The organism is Robertmurraya dakarensis, assembly GCF_900156875.1.
GTDB classification, from domain to species: Bacteria; Bacillota; Bacilli; order Bacillales; family Cytobacillaceae; genus Robertmurraya; species Robertmurraya dakarensis.
The window spans coordinates 521861-542865 of sequence record NZ_LT707409.1; the positions used below are offsets into that span (position 1 = coordinate 521861).

Consider the following 21005-nt stretch of genomic DNA (forward strand, 5'->3'; position numbering starts at 1 on the left):
CTTCTCAGGGTTAGAGCCTGACGTCAAATGGGTGGATGATGGTTTAAGGGGGCATGGGGAACAAAAGGTTCGTGAACAAAATAATCAGCGTTTGAAGGAAGTATTGAAAGAAAACGGAATTGAGTTTGTGAGCATGAGCGGGAGTTATCAGGAGCGGTTAGAAAAGGCAATGGAGTTATAGAAAGGGAGTTTGGCGGTTTAGGAACCGAGGAGGGGTCAGTCCCTCACTCTACTAAATCGTTAGAGAAATGGAGGACGACCCTATTTTTTATTTTCCCAGTGTATTCTGTATGTATGATTGAACGGAAGCAAAAGTATAGGTTAATATATTTGTAGTTTTAGATGGAATATAGTGGAATAAAGGAGTGGCAATTTGAAGAGAGTGGCTTGTCTGTTCGTCTTCGTTCTGTTCCTAGCAGGATGTGGGAAAAGTTATGATGAGGATTTTACCGAGACATATAAGGACGTTTTGGATGAAATGTTGGGGCAATGGAAGGTCGTGGAGGAAAGAGAAGTAGAGGGCATGTATAAACCTTTCTACGTATCAGAACGTAAATATACAAGATGGAAACTCAAGTATTTGACCTCACCCGATAAACCTTTCTACGTGCCGACCGTTAGGTACTTAGGCTGGGAATTAGAGTATACCGATGCTTATGGAGAAAAACATTCTGTAACGATTTATAATGATTATCCCATACAGGAAGATTTGATTGCGGATGTGTTCAATAAATTAACGGATGATTTTGAGAGAAAAGTATATGAAGACCTATTTGTCTCCGTTGAAGACCCGTATTTACGGGTGGGAGACTTGGAGCGAGAATATTTTACCAAACATTATGATACGATTAAAAAGCTCTACGGTGATAAAATCCTTTTACAGAATGCAAAAGTTGAAGATGTGTTTGAAGGAACACCGATCTATGCACGAATAAAATTCAATAAAGAGAATTTTCAGCATCTAACAGACGCGCAATTTAATCAATTGATCGATGTGGAGCTAAAGGAATTATTAGCGGAAATTCCGTTCTTAAATGCCCATGTATCTATAATAAATGAATATAGTGAAGAGATGTTTACGGCACGCCACTTTATCCAGGGGAAAGAGTTGGAAGTAGACAAAGATTATTTAGGCGACCAATTTTTAAGGATTACATTAAAGAAGCATTTTCCTGAATATCAGGTGTTAGAGCCAAAAGAAAAATATAAAGTTAATTAAGCAAAACATGGAAAAAAACGCTACTCCAGATCAACGTGTCAAAGAAATTGTTGAAATCGTTACTACTATGAAAGCTGACGAAGTAAGATTTAGTTTGTTGGGTACAATGCTGTAATGAACCGCAAGTTTATAAATGAAGATACGAAGAATTTAATTTGGGAGGCGATGGAAATGACAATGGTATTTGAGAAACAATTAAAGATCCTAGAAGAAAAACGCCGTATAGAAGATTTAAAAAATGCACTACATGATTTATATACAGAAGAAGGCCTTTCTGAGGAAGAGATTGAAATTGTGGAACGTGGTATTAAAAGGGTAACTCGTGTACCTGAACATATATTTCTAGAAGTAAAAGAGCAAGTATAAAAAAGAGTTAACTATAGAATTATAAAAGTAGGTGTGACTAAACCTTACCAATTTATTATTTGTAGCAAGTGCCTGCCCCCAATTGATAGAAATCCCATAATTAAATTTTAAATTGTGCAATTTATGGATAAGACCTTGTTTACTGTACTAGGGGATAGGTCCAATTTCCCATGGTATGCTGGTGCCTATCCTGTCCCCCATCGTAGTAAAGTAATGCTTTATTGCACTGGGGGACAGGTTCTTTTTTGTTCCTGTGTTCATGTTTCGAAGATGGGTAACCATGAAACGCCAGAACCGTCCCCACGTTCCTAGGACAGGCCCCTTTTTTTCAATTTCAGCCAATACTTTGTTAGACTATAATTATTGCAGACTCATAGAATCATTTAAGGGAGGCGATAAAAATGAGTTGGACACTAATCCTTACTATTGCAATTTTGGTATTAATGCTGGTGGTTTTTATTGTACCAATCGGGCTTTATCTTTGGATTTCCTACCGTGATGCACGTCAAAAAAAACACGCGGTTTTAAGAAATTATCCGGTGTTAGGACGGATGAGGTACATAATTGAGAAAATTGGGCCTGAATTAAGACAATATTTATTTTTGAACAATGATGAAGGGAAGCCTTTTACAAGGAATCAGTACGAGGGAGTTGTCAAATCGGGCAAATACAAACAGCGAATTACCTCCTTTGGTTCGGAAAGGAATTTTGATGAAACAGGGTTTTATATTCGAAATGCGATGTTTCCAACGCAGAGGGAAGATCTTCGTATTGAGCAAAAGCCCAAGATTCAAACTCAAGTTTATAAGATTGATAGTGAAAGGTTAATGAGCAGGAAGGAACATTCGGAGCAGACAGAAGTGGAGCCATATTATTTGTCGGAAAAGGATCAAATCATACTAGGCAAAGAGACCTGCAGAAAACCATTCTATCTAAAAGGATTGGTCGGGCAATCTGCCATGAGTTACGGCTCCTTGGGGAAAAATGCCATCACCGCTTTATCCAAAGGACTGGGTCTTGCCGGCGGAACATGGATGAATACGGGAGAAGGCGGGCTTTCTAACTATCATCAAATCGGAAATGTTGACATTATGGCGCAAATTGGACCGGGATTGTTTGGCTTTCGGACGGCTGAGGGAGATTTTTCATGGGAGCTGTTCAAACAGAAAAGTGAGTTGGACCAGATTAAAGCATTTGAACTGAAACTTGGTCAAGGGGCGAAAATTCGCGGCGGACATGTCGAGGCTGAAAAGGTGACACCTGAAATTGCCGAAATCAGAAGTGTGAAACCGTGGACAACAATCGACAGCCCCAATCGCTTCCGTCAATTCAATGATACGAAAGGGCTTTTGGATTTTATTGAGCAGCTTAGAGAAATCGGCGGAAAGCCTGTAGGATTTAAAATGGTTGTCGGCAGCCGGGATGAAGTGGAAGAAATGGTGAAAGTGATGGCAGAGGAGGGGAAGGTGCCAGACTTTATTACCGTTGATGGCGGTGAAGGCGGTACAGGTGCTACCTATCAAGAGCTGGCAGATGGCCCAGGCCTGCCGCTTTATACAGCTCTTCCAATTGTCCATGAAATACTGAAAAAGTATCAAATAAGAAATAGGGTTAAGCTGATTGCCTCCGGAAAACTAGTCACACCGGATAAAATGGCGTATGCCCTTTGTCTTGGGGCGGATTTAATTACGACAGCCCGTGCCTTCATGATCTCGGTTGGCTGTATTATGGCACAAACCTGCCACAGTAATACATGCCCTGTCGGCGTCGCCACAACAGATCCGGACCGTGAAAAAGCGTTAGTTGTAGAAGAAAAAATGTACCGGGTATGTAACTATGTCGTATCGACGAGAGAAGGTCTTTTCAATCTGGCAGCAGCTGCAGGATTAGCCTCACCAACCGAATTTAATGATAAGCATATCATGTATAAAGCCATGAACGGCCAGCTGTTTACAGGCAGCGAGTATATGCGCGGATTGATAAAACCATCGATGGATCAGATGGCATTATAAGTAAAGAAGGGCTTTGTAGTAAAAATGTTCGCTGCTCCTTCTGTGAAACAAGATTTCTCGGGGAGTGTACATCATTCAAATCCTTGCTTAAACTTTAGAAACTTATGATAAACTCAAACTATCAGATTATCAAAAAATAAGTATGGATTGCAATAACATGAATGTTGCTCCCAAAACGAGGTGTCTTCGCTTGAAATTAATGAAGGAAAAATTCAGCTCCAAATTTGTTGTTTTTATTATTTTGACGCTGATTCTAGTTAACATTCCAATCTTTGGCAACTATATAAAGATCATTAACACTGTGATACATGAATCCGGGCATGCACTTATGGCACTATTTGGCGGAAAGGTCCAGCACATTTCTCTATTTTTGAACACTGAAGGTGTTACGTACACAAGCCACTCTGGTTGGTTTGGCGGATTTTTAACTGGGGTGTCAGGCTATGTTTTTTCATCTTTCTTTGCTTTTTTAGCGTTTTGGCTCATCAGCAGAAAAAAATATAAGGTGTTCATTGTCATTTTGCTTGTATTCATTAGCGGCAATCTTATCTTTTGGGTTCGTAATTTCTACGGCATTTTTTGGCTAGTTTCCTTTGGTGCGCTGTTTTTGCTGCTGTTATATAAAGGTTCAGGAGCATTTGTTCAATATTTTTTGCTTTTTATTGCCAGTGTCCTTATGGTTGAGTCCATTTCCTCTTCCTATACAATCATGCTTCTAAGCTTTATTCAGCCATTAGCTGCAGGGGACGCAACAGGACTGGCAAGAGCAACATTTTTCATTCCTGCCCAGCTTTGGGGAATCTTCTTTTTTTGCCAGGCTTTAGTTTTCTTTTTAGCTGGTCTCAAGGCGGGGGCCTATCGGGTTGAATGATGATTTTATTTGGAAAAAGTGGAAAAAGGGTCTGTCCTCCAGTAAAGTAAAGCTTTAGTGCACTGGGGGACAGACCCTTTTTCCCTGCCGCAAGCAGGGAACGGTCATCATAAAAGGGATGAGAACCAAAAGAGGTCCGGCCTCAAGCGGGTAATGGTCATCATAAAGGGGATGAGAACCGAAAGAGGTCCAGCCTCAAGCGGGTAACGGTCATCATAGAGGGGATGAGAACCGAAAGAGTTCCAGCGCAAGCGGGTAACGGTCATCATAAAGGGGATGAGAACCGAAAAAGTCCAGCCGCAAGTGGGTAGCGGTCTTCATAAAGGAAATGAGAACCGAGGGAGTTCCAACGCAAGCAGGGAACGGTCTTTATAAAAAGGATGAGAACCAAAAAAAGTCCAGCCTCAAGCGGGTAACGGTCATCATAAAGGGGATGAGAACCGAAAAAAGTCCAGCCGCAAGTGGGTAACGGTCATCATAAAGGGGATGAGGACCGAAAGAGGTCCAGCCGCAAGCGGGTAACGGTCATCATAAGGGGGATGAGAACCGAAAAAGTCCAGCCGCAAGTGGGTAGCGGTCATCATAAAGGGGATGAGGACCGAGGGAGTTCTAGCGCAAGCAGGGAACGGTCTTCATAAAAAGGATGAGAACCAAAAATAGTCCAGCCTCAAGCGGGTAACGGTCATCATAAAGGGGATGAGAACCGAAAGAAGTCCAGCCGCGAGCGGGTAACGGTCATTATAAAAGGGATGAGAACCGAAAGAAGACCAGCCGCGAGCGGGAGGCGGTCTTCATAACAGAGATGAGAACCGAAAAAGGTCCAGCCGCAAGCGGTTATCGGTCTTCATAATAGGGATGAGAACCGAAAAAGGTCCAGCCGCAAGCGGGTAACGGTCATCATAAAGGAGATGAGAACCAAAAGAGGTCCAGCCTCAAGCGGGTAACGGTCTTCATAATAGGGATGAGAACCGAAAGAGCTCCAGCGCAAGCGGGTTATCGGTCTTCATAAAAGGGATGAGAACCGAAAGAGCTCCAGCGCAAGCGGGTAACGGTCATCATAAAAGGGATGAGAACCGAAAGAAGTCCAGCCGCGAGCGGGAGGCGGTCTTCATAACAGAGATGAGAACCGAAAAAGGTCCAGCCGCAAGCGGTTATCGGTCTTCATAATAGGGATCACAACCGAAAGAGTTCCAGCGCAAGCAGGTAACGGTCATCATAAAAGGGATGAGAACCAAAAGAGGTCCACCTGCAAGTATGCAATGGTCTTCAAAAAAGTATATCGGTGGCAGTCCCCCAACTTAGTAAAACATTACTGTAGTCGGGAAAGGAGTCGATATTAAGTCTTAGTAATCCGAAATATGTGAATAATCTTTCACCAAATCTCCGTATCCTTGTTCTTGTAAGGAGGTGACGACTTTTCTCGTAATCTCTATTTTGTCATTTACTAGGTACTGAGTTTTAGATGTTATTAATCGGTCAAAGATTGGACTTCTTTTTAGATCAACTTGTACAAGTTTCTTCTGAGCTTTTAACAAGTCTTCCAAAGTTAGGAGTGGATAGTCTTTTCCATGGAAAGTAAAATCAGGATTTAATTGGTACCATAAATCCTTATTATCTCTAATCCATTTATCTCCTATATCTTCAATGCCTTTTTGAATATCTAAAGCGACGGTCAAATATTCCTCCTTCTTAGTCTTCTCATAGCTGTCTAGTAAAAAGTTCATTTCGCCTAAAGCATGGTTTAAAGAGGTATGTGTCGTTTTCTTTTGGGTACTTCCATAGAAATCACTAATGAGGTAACCATGATCCGTCTTGATAAAATTCTTCTTTTTTACCTGTTCCAACAAATAATCTGCATAGAAAAGTGCCATCTCCTCATATTCAGGTACATCTAAAAGTTTGCTTATTCTTTTTAGATGAATCGCAAGGTATTCATTAAACCGTGTGTCATAATAAGGAGCAATGATGCCATAATTATCTTTCAGCCATGTGCTGGTAATCTCGGTTTGGATTGGTTTATTTAATTTAGAATCATAGACCAATAAATTCACGGCTGAGTTCACGATAAAATCATAAAAATATCTTTCTTTCGTCCTTTCATAATGATCTACATGACGACGATCATGCACAAGAGAGAAGTACCGTCCATAACCAAGCTTCGTACCTGGCTCAATAGACCATGGCAGCTTCCCATAAGGGCCCTCCGCCGTGTACCATTTGTTAATCTTTTTGTATTCCTTCAAGGTATGCTTTTCCCATTCTTCAAAGTTTACCTTTTTGTTAAAAAGCGGTTGATCAGAGTGTAAGATCCAGCTCTCTGATAAACTTTGTCCTTCGGCAAAATGAGGTACGTTGAGAATAATAGAATTCTCTTTTTTCGTGATTTCTGTTCCATCATGTTCGTCTATCAGCTCACGTAACTGGCTTTTCTGTCTATGATTATATTCTTTTGTTAGCTCAACCGAATTATAATTCTTGCTAACTACAAGGTTGGCATATGTTTTTGGTCCTTTTAACTCAACTAAGCCGTGTGGAGTAGAGGTTGGATCAACTCCTAGTGTTGTATCATGTTCATGGACGATTTTCTCAGAATGAAAACGAGTAACTTCATAGTTTGTAAAGTCTTTCTCAAAAGGAAAAGAAAGGTCAATCATAATTGGTTGTTCGGTGTTATTTTCAAATTTGGTAAAGACAAAGAAATCATTGTTGTCTAATTTTCTAATGGTAACGGTTAACTTCCCATAAGTACGGGGGAGTATACGGGAAGAAAGTTGATAGGTTGTGGAAAAATCTTTGGCTTTGACAAAGGATTTCGTTTCGCTGTTTATTTTCTCTAATTTAACATCATTTCCTTGAAATTCAGCATTCTCACCGTACAGATTCCCTTCAATCTGTATATGTATAGTTTTATTAAACAAGAAATAAATTCCTAACCCAATAATAGAAAAAATAATTAAAATGCTTACCATATATCTAAATTTTATTTTGGTAATCACATTTATCCCTCATGTCCTGATGTTCTAAACTATATTATATAGTAGAATAAAATGTTAGGGCAGTACCACATTTCCCCTGATTAGGAAAATCTTTACTCGTTGTTGCTTCGCAAATCTAAAATAATACTTTGGAAATGGAAGAATCATTTTTTAATTTTAGTTATCTGAATATTCTGTTAAAATGATGATATATTGTTATAAAAGGTTTTCATAAAATAGTAGGAGGTATAAATGATGAACGCGCAAAAACTAGATGAAATATTAAAAAATGCTGTGGGGGCTTCTAAGATTCCTGGGGTGGTAGCTTGTGTGGCAGACGATCAGGGGATCATCTATGAAGGGGCTTTTGGTCAACGCAGTTTAGATAGTGACGTAAAGATGTCGACCGATTCTGTATTTTGGATTGCTTCTATGACAAAAGCGATCACAACCGTTGCAGCGATGCAGCTAGTGGAGCAGGGAAAACTGCATTTAGACCAACCATTAAACAGGATTCTTCCACAGTTAAATGAGATCAAAGTAATGGAAGGGGTAGACAACGATGGTTCTCCTATCCTCAGGGAACCAAAAACTCAGATTACATTGCGGCAATTGCTCACACATACAGCTGGATTTACCTATCATTTCTTCAATGAAGATACAATTAAATATATAGAAGCAAAAAAATTACCTGGTATCACCGAGTGTAAGAACGACGCTTTAATGACAGCGCTAGCCTTTGACCCTGGAGAACGCTGGGAGTATGGTATTAACATAGACTGGGTTGGAAAAGCAATTGAAGCTGTTACAGGTCAGAGCCTTCGTGTTTATCTCAAAGAGAATGTATTTACCCCTTTAGGAATGAATGAGACGGATTTTGTTCCCCATTCGGAAGCTCGTTCACGTCAAGCTGCCATGCATGCACGGGGTGAAGACCAAACGCTTGTGCCGATTCCATTTGCAATGCCTGAAGATCCTGAATTTTTCATGGGAGGCGGAGGACTGTACTCGACAGCGGGTGACTATATGACATTCCTTCAAATGATCCTGCATGGAGGGATTTTTAAAGGAAAACGGATTCTTGAAAAAGAAACCATCGCAGAAATGAGTAAAAATCAAATTGGTGACCTCGAGGTAACAGCATTGAAAAGCGCCAATCCTGCTCTAACAAATGACTATGAAGCTTTCCCTGAAATGGTTAAAAAATGGGGACTTGGTTTTCTGATTACCACTGAAGATGCACAAACTGGTAGAAAAGCCGGGAGCTTGTCTTGGGCTGGGCTGGCAAACACTTATTTTTGGATTGATCCTGTAAGCAAGATAACTGGTGTAATTTTAACACAAATCCTACCATTCGCAGACCAGAAGGTGTTGAATTTATTCGATCAGTTTGAAGCAAAAGTCTATGAGCAAACTGCTGAAAAACTTGTTTCGGAAGGGAATTAGAGAGTAATAGATTAGTAATTGATGCCTGTCCTCCACGGTAGTAAAGCATTTGCTGCAGTGGGGGATAGGTAGTGATTTTTTTTGAAAAGGAATGAGAACCGGAAGAGGTCCAGCAGAAGCGGGTAACGGTCTTCATAAGTGGGATGAAAACCGAAAGAAGTCTAGAGCAAGCAGGCAACGGTCTTCATGAGAGGAATGAGAACCGAAAGAGGTCCAGTGCAATCAGGAAACGGTCTTCATAAGAGGAATGAGAACCGAAAAAGGTCCAGCGCAATTAGGCAACGGTCTTCATAAGAAGAATGAGAACCGAAAGAGGTCTAGAACAGCCAGCAAACGGTCTTCATAAGAGGGATGAGAACCGAAAGAGGTCTAGAGCAATCAGGCAACGGTCTTCATGAGAGGAATGAGAACCGAAAGAGGTCAAGCGCAATCAGGAAACGGTCTTCATAAGAGGGATGAGAACCGAAAGAGGTCAAGCGCAATCAGGAAACGGTCTTCATGAGAGGAATGAGAACCGAAAGAGGTCCAGCGTAATCAGGTAATGGTCTTCATAAGAGGAATGAGAACCGAAAGAGGATCAACGCAATCAGGTAACGGTCTTCATAAGAGGGATGAGAACCGAAAGAGGTCTAGAGCAATCAGGAAACGGTCTTCATGAGAGGAATGAGAACCGAAAGAGGTCCAGCGTAATCAGGTAATAGTCTTCATAAGAGGTATGAGAACCGAAAGTGATCCAGCGGAAGTAAGCAACGGTCCTCATAAAATAATTGAAAACCATAAGAGGTAGACTAAGCAGGAATATTCATATTTTTATAGAATTAATAGAGTGCTCACCTCGTTACCATTTTACCTTCCCAAAATTAATCCCCGAAAGGACGAGCCTCATGACAAAAAAATACCTTGATTTAAAAGTAGACTTTATGTTTAAGCAGCTGTTTGGACAACCCACTCGAAAACACATTACCATTGCTTTTTTAAATGACTTGCTAGGTCGAACAGGAGATGATCGTATTACTGATCTATCATTCGAGAATACGGAATATGTGAAAGAACGAGATGATGGCAAGTCCGTTAGACTTGATCTCAAAGTGTTTACGTCATTGGGTGAGAGGATTAATGTTGAAATCCAGCTTGTCGATCAATATGATATTCCAGAACGAATTCTCTACTATTGGGCCCGAATGTTCTCCACATCGATCCACTCAGGTGAACCCTACACAAAACTCCCACCAACCATTGTTATTTCAATCCTAAACTATCCTCTATTCCCATTTGAAACAGATTGCTTTCACACTATTTTTCACGTAAGAGAAGATGAAGAGTATTTTATGTGGAGCCATTTGCTGGAATTCCATGCGTTTGATTTAAGCGCATTCATGGTACAATGGAGAAAATATCGGAAAAAAGTACGGGAACAAAATCACTTAGAAATACCTTGGTTAATGATGTTATCAGCTGCTGACTATCGGAAGAAACAAGTAAACAACGAAATGCTTGAATCATTGGAGGAATGGGCGATGGATATTGAACAAGTAAGAGAAGCGCTCATCGAATGGGAAAACCTCAGTACAAATAAAGAAAATCAAGAGGTGTATGAAGCGCGGTTGAAGGAACTACGGGATTTATTAAGTAATTTTGAAGGATATCATAGGAGAGGATTTGAGGAAGGAATTGAAATAGGCGAGGAAAAGAGAAGCAAAGAGATTGCAAGGAAAATGCTGAAGAAAGGCAAAGACATCTCAGAAATTGCAGAGTTTACAGGATTGAGTGAAGAAGAAATTCAACGATTGTAAAACGCTGAAAAACCGCACAGAAGTATACGAAAAGGTCTGAAAATCCTCGATCAATTGGAGGGATGGGCGATGGATATTGAACAAGTAAGAAAAGAGCTCATCGAATGGGAAAAACTAAGTACAACGATAGAAGATAAAGAACTATATGAAGCACTGGTCGTTTATTAGAGTGAAACAAGTTGGATAACAGCAACTAAGTTGGATCTACACCCAACCATTACCTGTAGAAATGTTATAAGAAATACAATATAATAGAATGAAACTTAATAAAATATTCACCGGGCCTACTAGTAGAAGTGGCTCCTTTTTTTCCATATATTAATAGTCAAAAATAGTCAAAGTCAAAAGGAGGAATGAAAGATGATTTGTGAAAACTGTCAAACAATGCAAGCAACTTATCAGCTGAATATTTCATCTAATAAGAATCAAAGTCAAATTAGTTTGTGTAGTGAATGCTATGAAATCGCAAAACAAAAATTTGAAAATGGTTCGATTCCTTTTGATAACCAACTGTTCAATCAATTGGACAAAGATAGCAGCCAGTCTGAGCAAAATGCTAATGGAACCCGTCGAAAGAAGCGTAAAAAAAATGGCTTTCTTGATCAACATGGACGGAACTTAACGAATGAAGCAAAAGAAGGGCGAATTGATAGCGTGATTGGCAGGGATAAAGAAATTGAACGTGTCCTCCAGATACTAAACCGTCGCACAAAAAATAATCCGGTTTTAATTGGTGAAGCAGGTGTAGGAAAAACAGCGATTGTTGAAGGTCTTGCCCTTCAAATCGTCAAAGGTAAAGTACCTGCGAAACTTAAAACGAAAGAAGTGTATTTGCTCGACGTCAGTTCACTTGTAGCGGGTACATCATACAGAGGGCAATTTGAAGAAAAAATGAAAAAACTTGTTACTGAATTACAAAAACGTGAGAACGTCATTTTGTTCATTGATGAATTGCACATGATGGTTGGTGCTGGAGGTGCTTCTAACGATTCAATGGATGCAGGGAATATATTAAAACCAGCGTTAGCGCGTGGTGATATCCAAGTGGTTGGAGCAACAACATTGAAAGAGTATCGCATGATTGAAAAAGATCCAGCACTGGAGCGCCGCTTCCAATCGGTGATTGTTAAAGAGCCGTCTGTTAATGAAGCGTTTGATATTCTAAAAGGTGTTCGGCCAGCATATGAGAAGTATCACGATGTGAAGTACTCGGATGAAGTCCTAAAAGCATGTGTCACACTGTCAAAACGTTACATTCAAGATCGCTTCTTACCAGATAAGGCCATCGATTTAATGGATGAGGCCGGAGCAAAGTTAAACCTTGCACATGTAGATCTAGATGTGAACTATCTAAAACAGCGCTTAAAAGAAATTAATGAAGAAAAGCAAGAAGCACTCGAATTGGAGCACTACGAAAAAGCAGCGATTCTTCGCGATGAAAAGAGAGAAATAAAACAAATATTATCTGAATATTCAGGTGATATAACGAAAGATATTACCGTAGAAATGATTCAAGAAATTATTGAAAACAGTACGGGAATCCCTGTACAAAAGCTACAAAAAGCAGAGCAGCAAAAAATGAAAGATTTGAGAGATAGACTGGCTAATAAAATAATTGGTCAGGATAAAGCGATTGAAAAAGTAGCCAATGCAATTTTAAGGGCAAGTGTAGGTTTAAAACCAAAAACACGTCCAACAGCTTCATTCTTATTCTTAGGTCCAACGGGTACAGGTAAAACCGAGTTAACGAAAACTCTTGCAGCGGAATTATTCGGCAGTAAAGATGCGATGATTCGCTTAGATATGAGCGAATATATGGAAAAGCATTCTGTTTCGAAGCTCATTGGTTCACCTCCTGGCTATGTTGGATATGAGGATGCAGGTCAGTTAACAGAACAAGTTCGTAGAAAGCCATATTCCATTATTCTGCTAGATGAAATCGAAAAAGCACACCCAGATGTGATGAATGTGTTCCTTCAAATCATGGAAGATGGCAGGTTAACGGATAACCAAGGAAGAGTCGTGAGCTTTACAGAAACGATTATTATTATGACTTCAAATGCAGGTGTTGGCAGCAAAACGTTAGGTCCAATTGGTTTTGGCGGCGACGAACAGAATAGAGCAGAATCAAATATTATCGACAAAATCGGAAATAAGTTTAAACCTGAGTTCTTAAACCGTATCGATTCGATCATTGAGTTTAATCACCTACAAAAAGAGAACCTCGTGGAAATTATCGATATTATGATTGTAGAGCTTAAAGAAACATTAGAAGAACAAGGAATTTCGATTGAAATCGATAAGGAAGCTAAAGAAAAGGTTGCGGAACTAGGTTATAGCAGCGTATTTGGTGCTCGGCCACTTCGACGCGCCATCCAAGAGCAAATTGAAGATAAAATTACTTCTTTAATTGTTAATAGTGAAAACGTAACTGCGATCACTGTATCAGTAGAGAATAATAAAATTAACGTAGCATAAGGAAAGATGATCGCCCCACTTTTCAAATAAGTGGGGTTTTTTAAAAAAATTAGGCCTACTACATATGGAAGTAGGCTTTTTTGTATATAAGACCTTTAATACGAGTGTATTGAATACAAATAAATAACCTTAAGCTTGTACTGAGACATGCTTGAATTTTTTAACATCAAATAATCCCATATCCGTTAATTTTAAGTCAGGAATGACAGGTAATGCCAAGAAAGAAAGAGTGAGAAAAGGGTTGAATTTCTTCGATGCCTCTATAAAATCTAACCCTTTCTTTAAATTCATTAATTCGGTGTATACTTTTTCTACTGGCTCATCAGATAGTAAACCTGCAATAGGTAGTGCTAAAGAGGCTATAACTTTTTCATTTTCAACAATTACTAAACCACCGCCCATCTCTTTTATCTTTTCTATTGCAAATAACATATCCCTGTCATTCGTTCCGGCTACAATAATATTATGAGAGTCGTGAGCAATAGTAGTGGCAAGGGCTCCCTTTTGAATACCTAATCCCTTTACGATTCCTAAACCTATATGTCCTGTTTGATGATGTCTCTCAATAACAGCCAGCTTAAGTTGGTCTCGTTCGATTGAAGGTTGAAAACAATCATTTATAACTTCAACCTCTTCTACTAAGTGTTTTGTAATTAAACTGTTTGGGATAATTTCAATAACACGAGCTATGTTACTTTCTTTAAACTTGATTTGTAACTGTTCTGGAGTAACTTCCTTCATTTGAATACTACTTAGTAGCGAATTGATTGGATTTGTTTCACCGATATCCTCGTGCAGGTATTTTCCGTTTTGTGCTACTCGTTTACCTGCTGAATATACTTCGTCTATTTCAACATGAGTTAAATCTGATAATATTAGAAAGTCTGCATCATACCCTGGAGCAATTGCCCCCTTGTGTTTTAGCCCATAACACTCTGCAGCACTAAGGGAAGCCATTTGAATCGCGTTTATAGGATCCACGCCATGTTGAATCGCTAATTTTACATTATGGTTTATACTTCCTTCATAAATTAAATCATCTATATGTTTATCATCGGTTCCGAATAAACAACGACGAGCATTTTTATCCGTCACAACATTAATCAATTGTGGCAGGTCTTTAGCTACTGAACCTTGTCTTATAATCAGGTACATCCCTCTTTGTAAACGGTTTTTAGCTTCGCTAGCAGATATTGCTTCATGGTCGGTTTTGATACCAGCTGTTGTATAGACATTAATGGCATCTATATCTAAGCCAGCAGCATGACCATCGATTTTAACTCCTAGTGTTCTAGCATCGTTTAGTTTTTGTAACATACTTTTGTCTCCGTGATAGACAGAAGGATAATCCATTACCTCCCCAAGGCCTAGAACTCTTGGATGGTTATAAAACGGAGCTAAATCTTCTGCTTTTAATATCGCTCCAGCATGCTCAAAAGGTGTAGCTGGTACGCATGATGGTACCATCATGTAAATGTTTAGGGGGAGATTTTCAGAACTATCTAACATATATTGAATCCCTTCAATCCCTGCTACATTAGCAATTTCATGAGGATCGGCGATAATGGTTGTAACTCCATGTGGTAACACTACCTTAGCAAATTCTTTTGGAGTAACCATGGAAGACTCAATATGTACATGGCTATCAATAAAGGAAGGAGAAATATACTTACCATTTGCATCAATGACTTGTTCACCTTCATATTCTCCAATTCCTACAATTACACCTTCTTGTATAGCAACGTCTGCATCAATTAACTCCTGATTAAATACATCTATAATTTTACCGTTCTTAATCACTAATTCAGCTTTTCTTCTTTTGGCAGCAGCATCTATTTTACTTTTTAGAAGCTCCTTTGATTCGTTTTGTTTATATTGATCTTTACTCATAAAAAAGCCCCTTTCTGTTAGAGCATCTATTACATATTAAAGTTCAGGTTCTCTTTAGTATGGTGCTTTTTTAACTGTTTCCTATCAACTAATGTTGAACCTTCCTTTATATTTGTATACTCTCCGTATCTTTATTTCCAAAAACTACCTGTAAAAGTATAATTTCAGTCAATAAATAGATTGGTCCAATAATTACTCATCTGTTAATACATAGATGATAGGGATCAAATGAAATCAACTAAAGCAGCAATCTTGAAAAGATATGTACATTTCTTAAAATAGGAATTCTTTAAATATTTGAATGGGGTGGTTTGTAAGCTCATGAAAGTATCTTTTAAAAAGATGAATAAAACGAGATGTAGAACAAGGGAAGGGAATCGAAGAAAACGTGCTTTGCAGGTCGTCCCATAAATAAGGATCACCTCTAAGGCCCGATGATTTATGTGAAGGCCTTTTTAAAGAAATGATATATTAAACATTTTGTTGATAATAATATTATTATGTTAAAGGAAGTGAATTCGAAGTAGGTTGCCTGTCCCTCATCATAGTAAAGCATTACTGTAGTGGAGGACAGGCAGCATTTTTAATCTTAGTTTTGAATGGGATCTTATCCTAAATAAACAGAAATAAAAAATATTCCTTAATGGAATAATGTTAATTGAGGTTGTTCTTTAACTACAATTAAAAATGGAGTGAATTCATTTGGCTGAGAATAAGGTAATTGCAGGTGAATATGAAGGCGGAACAGTCCAAAAGGAACTGTTTGAGGACAAGGTTACCATAGACTTTAAAGGTGAGAAAATGATGTTAGATAAAACCACAGTTGAGCATTACGACATTCTTGACGAAACAAGTAGAAAGAGTGCTATCAGTGCTATGGGGCGAGGTTTGGCAGGGGCTGTTGTTCTTGGTCCGGTTGGACTCCTTGCAGGATTATCTGCTAAGTCTAAGAGCACACATACTTTAGCTATTCAATTTAAGGATGGTAAAAAAAGTCTTATTGATATCGATAAAAAAATCTACTCAGTTCTTTTGAAAAGGTTATTTTAATAGTTCCTGATCGTTTTTGACAATGCCTTCTTTAAACGGAAGGTTTTTATATTTTTTCAAAGTTAATTCAGAACATCACGTAGTCACCTGATTTTTCTGAAATGGAATGGTCAATATTGTACGCAGGGGATGTATTACGGCTTTTCCGACAGGCCATATGAAATGGGCAAACCATTATTTTCTGCACTTATAGGATACGATATACTTTTAGTAGAGAACGGAGAGTGAATTGTTTTCGATGTTGGGCTGAAATATGCTCAGACAGAGTTAGTTAAAAGCTAAACGTAAAAATAAGCTGTCGAAAAGGTATGTGAATGAACAAGCGCATCTACTATAGAGCGTCGTTGGCGATGATGTTGGTGAGTGAAATAGAGGGGAATATTCATGAACATAAATAATATTGAAAACTCCATAAACAAGAAGATTTTAGAGCGGGGATACTATTATTATATGAGCGGAAAAATCATGGGAGTACGTCGTTTAGGAGATTATGAATATATTTTTCAGATTGAAGGAAACGATGATTACGAGGTAGAAGTGAAAATCGATGGAGATGGTGAAATTCTAGACTCAAGCTGTGACTGCCCTTATGATTATGGTCCCATCTGCAAGCACCAGGTCGCAGCTTTCTTTGAGCTGTCTGAGGTAATTGATGAAGATTACGACGAGGATCATCACTTATCGGCAACCCGGCCAACACTAAGTCACGTGTTAGAAACACTTTCCAAGAATGAACTGATCAATATCATCATGGAAATTGCAAAAAAGGATGAAGTTTTAGAAGAGCGCCTTATTTTCAACTATTCAAAAGCGGATTATGTGCAGGAGGTGAAGGCCTGCAAAGAACTTATTGCCTCCATTGTTGATAAATATTCGGGAAGAGACGGGTTCATACCATACGGACAAGTGCATCCATTTGCGAGTGAGCTGGGAGAGGTATTGGAAAAGGCAACTCATTCTACCGACCCGCTCTTATCCTTGGATATTGCTTTTCTAGTATTGAAAGAAGCCATTGAAGCTTTCCAATATGCAGATGATTCTGGCGGTGATATTGGTTTATTAGTGAACGAAACAATAGGATTTATCGAGAAAGTTTTTGAAAGCAATAACCATTCCAAACACGATGTTAAGAGAGAGTTATTGGACAAATTATTGCAGAAAAGTGAAAGCAAGAGTTTTGAAGGCTGGGAGGAATTTAGAATATCCTTGCTGCGGGCAGGTGTTTATTTTGCTGAGAACGAAGATTTGCGAACTAGATTTAAATCCAAGGTAGAGAGCTTTATCAGTGAAGATGAGGGTGATCGGTACTATAATGAAAGCTTGCTTAGGATATTATTTGATTTGATCAATGAATATGGAACAGAAGCGGAATCGGAAAAGTTTATAAAAGATCATCTGCGCTATACGTCTTTTCGAGAGTTATGGATTGAACATCAGATGAAGGTGAAAAACTATCAAAAGGTGATTGAACTCGCGCTGGAAGCGGAGCAACAGGACAGCCGTTATGCTGGGCTTGTTTTGAAATGGAAAAGAGTTAGATATGAGGCGTATAAAGAGCTTTCGCTTAAGGAACTGCAGCAAACATTGGCAATGGAATTATTTATGGGTGGCGATTTTAATTTTTATAAAGAATTGAAAGAGTTAAACGGCCAGGCTGAAGAAGTTTTTTACAACGACCTTAAGAATCAATTAAAAACCGGCGGGGGCTGGCATAGGACAAGTTTGTTTCTTAAGCTGATAAAAGAGGAAAATGATCTTGATGAATTGATGGAATTTGTGCGAAATAACCCCGGATATATAGAAGAATATGCTGAGATGCTGGCCGATGCATTTAAAGATGAAGTAATACAGGTTTATAAACAGTTTATCCGTTTGGAAGCAGGCCGTTCTTCAAATCGAAAAAGCTATCGGGATGTTTGCAGGAAAATCACGAATTATACAAAACTAGCTGGAAAAGAGAAGCAAGAGGAGTTAGTTACCGAGCTAAGTTCTATCTATTATAAAAGGCCTGCATTTCTCGATGAACTGGGGCAAGATTCGGTCATGAATTTGCTGGAAGAGAGAAAATGGTCGAATACCGAATATTTTGGTGCCTGTGCCTCATCGTAATAAAGCTTTATTGCAGTGGGGGACAGGCACTCAGTTTCAGCGGAAGAAGAAAGCGGTCTTCATAAAGGAAATGAGAACCGAATCAGGAATAGTGGAAGAAGGAAGCGGTCTTCATCAAGAAGATGAGAACCGAAACAAGATCGGCAGTAGGAGGAAACGGTCTTCATAAAGGAAATGAGAACCGAATCAGGATTAGCGGTAGAAGGAAACGGTCTTCATAAAGGAAATGAGAACCGAAACAGGATCAGCGGTAGAAGGAAACGGTCTTCATAAAGGGAATGAGAACCGAAACAGGATCAGCGGTAGGAGGAAACGGTCTTCATAAAGGAAATGAGAACCGAAACAGGAGCAGTGGAAGAAGGAACCGGTCTTCATAATGGGTATGAGAACCGAATCAGGATCAGTTATAGAAGAAAGTAGTCTTCATATTAGTTTAAAATATTACGAGGGACTTATTTCTTACCGCGGCTTTATTGAGTTACCATTGTTAGAGATCCAACTCTACACACCTGTCTAATAAAACCTGTATCTTCTCGTGTTGATTTAAACTAACATTGTGAAGAATTGCACTTAATAAACGGGACAACTACAATCTGTAATACCAGGGAGCTTTCCGTTTTAAGAGAAAATAGAATACGATCTTACAAAATGTATCAGAGACCATTGATGGGTTGATTGCAAAGGTTTGAGTGTGTTGAAGAACATTCCCTAAAGCATAGTCATACTATGTTTTAGTTATCTTTGTGAAGGGAATGAAAAAAATGCACAATGTCCCTAGGATGTATCCATATCAAAATCAATATTATTATGATGTTAATGCACCATGGCATAACTATGTTAGACAGCCTGTTTACAGGTCCATTCCTAATGGTACTAGACAAGATTATGGAAAAGAACCATTTGTAGTTAATATCAATGAGGCTGCGAAGCAAAACAACACCTATCGTACAGCTTTATGGACAGGGGATCAGTTGCAAGTTACTTTAATGAGTCTCAATGTTAACGAAGACATCGGTTTGGAAATGCATCCTGACGTTGATCAATTCTTACGTATTGAACAAGGACAGGGGATTGTTCAAATGGGCAAGAGTAAAGATCATCTTGACTTTGAAAAAAATGTCTATGATGACTTTGCAATAATGATACCTGCTGGAACATGGCATAATCTAACCAATACAGGTAATATTCCGCTAAAACTTTACTCGATTTATGCTCCTCCTAACCACCCATTTGGTACTGTTCATGTTACAAAATCAGATGCAGTAGCTGCGGAAGAAGCCAACGGTCATCGCAATAACAATAAGATACCTAGAAAAAATTCAACTATATTTAGACAGAATAATCTGAATACAACTAATTCAAAAACTACCTTTTCTAAAGAGGAAGCAGCAGCAATCGCTTTACTGCTGGGCATTGATTTTACGAAGGTTAAATTTGATTTAAATGAGTTTTGGATGGGAGTAAATACTGAACTCGAACATGGAAGAAAATACAATCAGACAAATGTTACAGCGGATGAACCGATCACTACTGGAAAAATTGCCTTGGCTCATATCAACGAATTTCCTGATTATTATAAAAGGTTGAAAGTGCTTGAGGAAGAAGCAAAAGCGTATTGGAAAGAACAGACTAGATAATTTTGTCCTCGGTTTTTGATTAACATTAAAAATTAGGCTGGTAAACTGCCTACTAATAAAGGTTTTTCGTAATATTATATATTTCTAAAATTGAGGAATTTAACGGAGGCTTCTTATTAGTTCAGTAAACTTTTGAGAGGCTTCTTTTTTCATTGCTTGGGTCATATGTAAGGTTGGTGGCTGTCCCTCAATGTAGTAAAGCATTACAGCAGCGGGGGACAGGTACTGGTTTCATAAAAGGAATGAGAACTGAAAGAGGTCTAGTCGAAGCGGGTAATGGTCTTCATAAGAAGAATGAGAACCGAAAGAGAATCAGCGCAAGCGAGCAACGGTCTTCATAGAAGGAATGAGAACCGAAAGAGGTTCAGCGCAAGCGAGCAACGGTCTTCATAAGAAGGATGAGAACCGAAAGAGGTCAAGTCGAAGCGAGCAACGGTCTTCATAGAAGGAATGAGAACCGAAAGAGGTTCAGCGCAAGCGAGCAACGGTCTTCATAAGAAGGATGAGAACCGAAAGTGATCCAGCGCAAGCAGTTAACGGTCTTCATAAGAGGAATGAGAACCGAAAGAGAATCAGCGCAAGCAGCTAACGGTCTTCATAGGAGGAATGAGAACCGAAAGAGAATCAGAGCAGGTAGATAACGGTCTTCATAAGAGGAATGAGAACCGAAAGAGGTCAAGTCGAAGCGAGCAACGGTCTTCATAAGCGGAATGAGAACCGAAAAAGATTCAACGCGAGCAGCTAACGGTCTTCATAAAAGGAACGAGAACCGAAAGAGCTTCAGCGCAAGCAGATAACAGTCTTCATAAGAAGAATGAGAACCGAAAGAGCTTCAGCGCAAGCGAGCAACGGTCTTCATAAGAAGGATGAGAACCGAAAGTGATCCAGCGCAAGCAGCCAACGGTCTTCATAGAAGGAATGAGAACCGAAAGAGCTTCAGCGCAAGCAGATAACAGTCTTCATAAGAGGAATGAGAACCGAAAGAGCTTCAGCGCAAGCAGATAACAGTCTTCATAAGCGGAATGAGAACCGAAAGTGATCCAGCGCAAGCAGCCAACGGTCTTCATAAGAAGTATGAGAACCGAAACTGAATCAGCGCAAGTGAGTAACGGTCTTCATAAAAGGAATGAGAACCGAAAGAGATTCAGCACAAGCAGCT

The 21005-nt window shown here is 39.2% G+C and carries 14 protein-coding genes and 2 pseudogenes; 14 read left to right on the forward strand and 2 right to left on the reverse strand.

All coding sequences use genetic code 11. The features are described 5' to 3' along the window. Positions 1-22 precede the first annotated feature (22 nt). From CZ487_RS26320 to CZ487_RS26610, 6 genes and pseudogenes are all read left to right on the forward strand, one after another. Positions 23-181 (forward strand): annotated as a pseudogene (locus CZ487_RS26320) (AAA family ATPase); the annotation flags it as partial. Between the two features lie 192 nt (positions 182-373). After that, positions 374-1219 (forward strand): hypothetical protein, encoded by an 846-nt coding sequence (locus CZ487_RS11680; RefSeq protein ID WP_077212337.1) that lies wholly within the window; start codon positions 374-376, stop codon positions 1217-1219. Between the two features lie 171 nt (positions 1220-1390). Further along, positions 1391-1585 carry a hypothetical protein gene (locus CZ487_RS11685; RefSeq protein WP_077212338.1) on the forward strand — a complete coding sequence of 65 codons (195 nt, stop codon included), beginning with the start codon at positions 1391-1393 and terminating at the stop codon, positions 1583-1585. 401 nt (positions 1586-1986) lie between these two features. Then, positions 1987-3597, forward strand: a complete 1611-nt coding sequence (locus tag CZ487_RS11690) for an FMN-binding glutamate synthase family protein (protein WP_077212339.1) — start codon at positions 1987-1989, stop codon at positions 3595-3597. A gap of 199 nt (positions 3598-3796) precedes the next feature. Then, positions 3797-4468 (forward strand): M50 family metallopeptidase, encoded by a 672-nt coding sequence (locus tag CZ487_RS11695; protein ID WP_077215286.1) that lies wholly within the window; start codon positions 3797-3799, stop codon positions 4466-4468. Positions 4469-5482: 1014 nt separating this feature from the next. After that, entirely contained in the window at positions 5483-5635 is a 153-nt protein-coding gene (locus tag CZ487_RS26610; RefSeq protein WP_154676029.1) for a hypothetical protein, read from the forward strand. A gap of 176 nt (positions 5636-5811) precedes the next feature. Here CZ487_RS26610 and CZ487_RS11700 read toward each other — a convergent pair whose 3' ends face one another. After that, positions 5812-7386: a hypothetical protein gene (locus CZ487_RS11700; RefSeq protein WP_139339564.1), complete on the reverse strand. Its 1575-nt coding sequence runs from the start codon at positions 7384-7386 to the stop codon at positions 5812-5814. Between the two features lie 309 nt (positions 7387-7695). Between CZ487_RS11700 and CZ487_RS11705 the strand changes: the two genes are divergently transcribed. From CZ487_RS11705 to CZ487_RS11715, 3 genes are all read left to right on the forward strand, one after another. After that, complete coding sequence (locus tag CZ487_RS11705) at positions 7696-8889, forward strand: serine hydrolase domain-containing protein (protein WP_077212341.1); 1194 nt, start codon at positions 7696-7698, stop codon at positions 8887-8889. 884 nt (positions 8890-9773) lie between these two features. After that, entirely contained in the window at positions 9774-10682 is a 909-nt protein-coding gene (locus tag CZ487_RS11710) for an Rpn family recombination-promoting nuclease/putative transposase (protein ID WP_077212342.1), read from the forward strand. A gap of 360 nt (positions 10683-11042) precedes the next feature. Continuing rightward, positions 11043-13160 carry an ATP-dependent Clp protease ATP-binding subunit gene (locus CZ487_RS11715; RefSeq protein ID WP_077212343.1) on the forward strand — a complete coding sequence of 706 codons (2118 nt, stop codon included), beginning with the start codon at positions 11043-11045 and terminating at the stop codon, positions 13158-13160. Positions 13161-13289: 129 nt separating this feature from the next. Here the strand turns inward: CZ487_RS11715 and ade are convergent, their stop codons facing one another. After that, entirely contained in the window at positions 13290-15050 is a 1761-nt protein-coding gene (gene ade / locus CZ487_RS11720; RefSeq protein WP_077212344.1) for an adenine deaminase, read from the reverse strand. Positions 15051-15752: 702 nt separating this feature from the next. On the opposite strand from ade, the gene CZ487_RS11725 reads away from it, so the two are divergent. From CZ487_RS11725 to CZ487_RS11740, 5 genes and pseudogenes are all read left to right on the forward strand, one after another. Beyond that, entirely contained in the window at positions 15753-16100 is a 348-nt protein-coding gene (locus CZ487_RS11725) for a hypothetical protein (RefSeq protein ID WP_077212345.1), read from the forward strand. 384 nt (positions 16101-16484) lie between these two features. Further along, the gene (locus tag CZ487_RS11730) at positions 16485-18209 is read left to right on the forward strand and encodes an SWIM zinc finger family protein (protein WP_077212346.1); all 1725 of its coding nucleotides are present in this window, start codon (positions 16485-16487) and stop codon (positions 18207-18209) included. Between the two features lie 761 nt (positions 18210-18970). Next, positions 18971-19516 (forward strand): annotated as a pseudogene (locus CZ487_RS27495) (cupin domain-containing protein); the annotation flags it as partial. Between the two features lie 87 nt (positions 19517-19603). After that, positions 19604-19846 carry a DUF5661 family protein gene (locus CZ487_RS27500; protein WP_272914223.1) on the forward strand — a complete coding sequence of 81 codons (243 nt, stop codon included), beginning with the start codon at positions 19604-19606 and terminating at the stop codon, positions 19844-19846. Between the two features lie 152 nt (positions 19847-19998). Further along, entirely contained in the window at positions 19999-20187 is a 189-nt protein-coding gene (locus CZ487_RS11740; protein WP_077212347.1) for a hypothetical protein, read from the forward strand. Positions 20188-21005 lie beyond the last annotated feature (818 nt).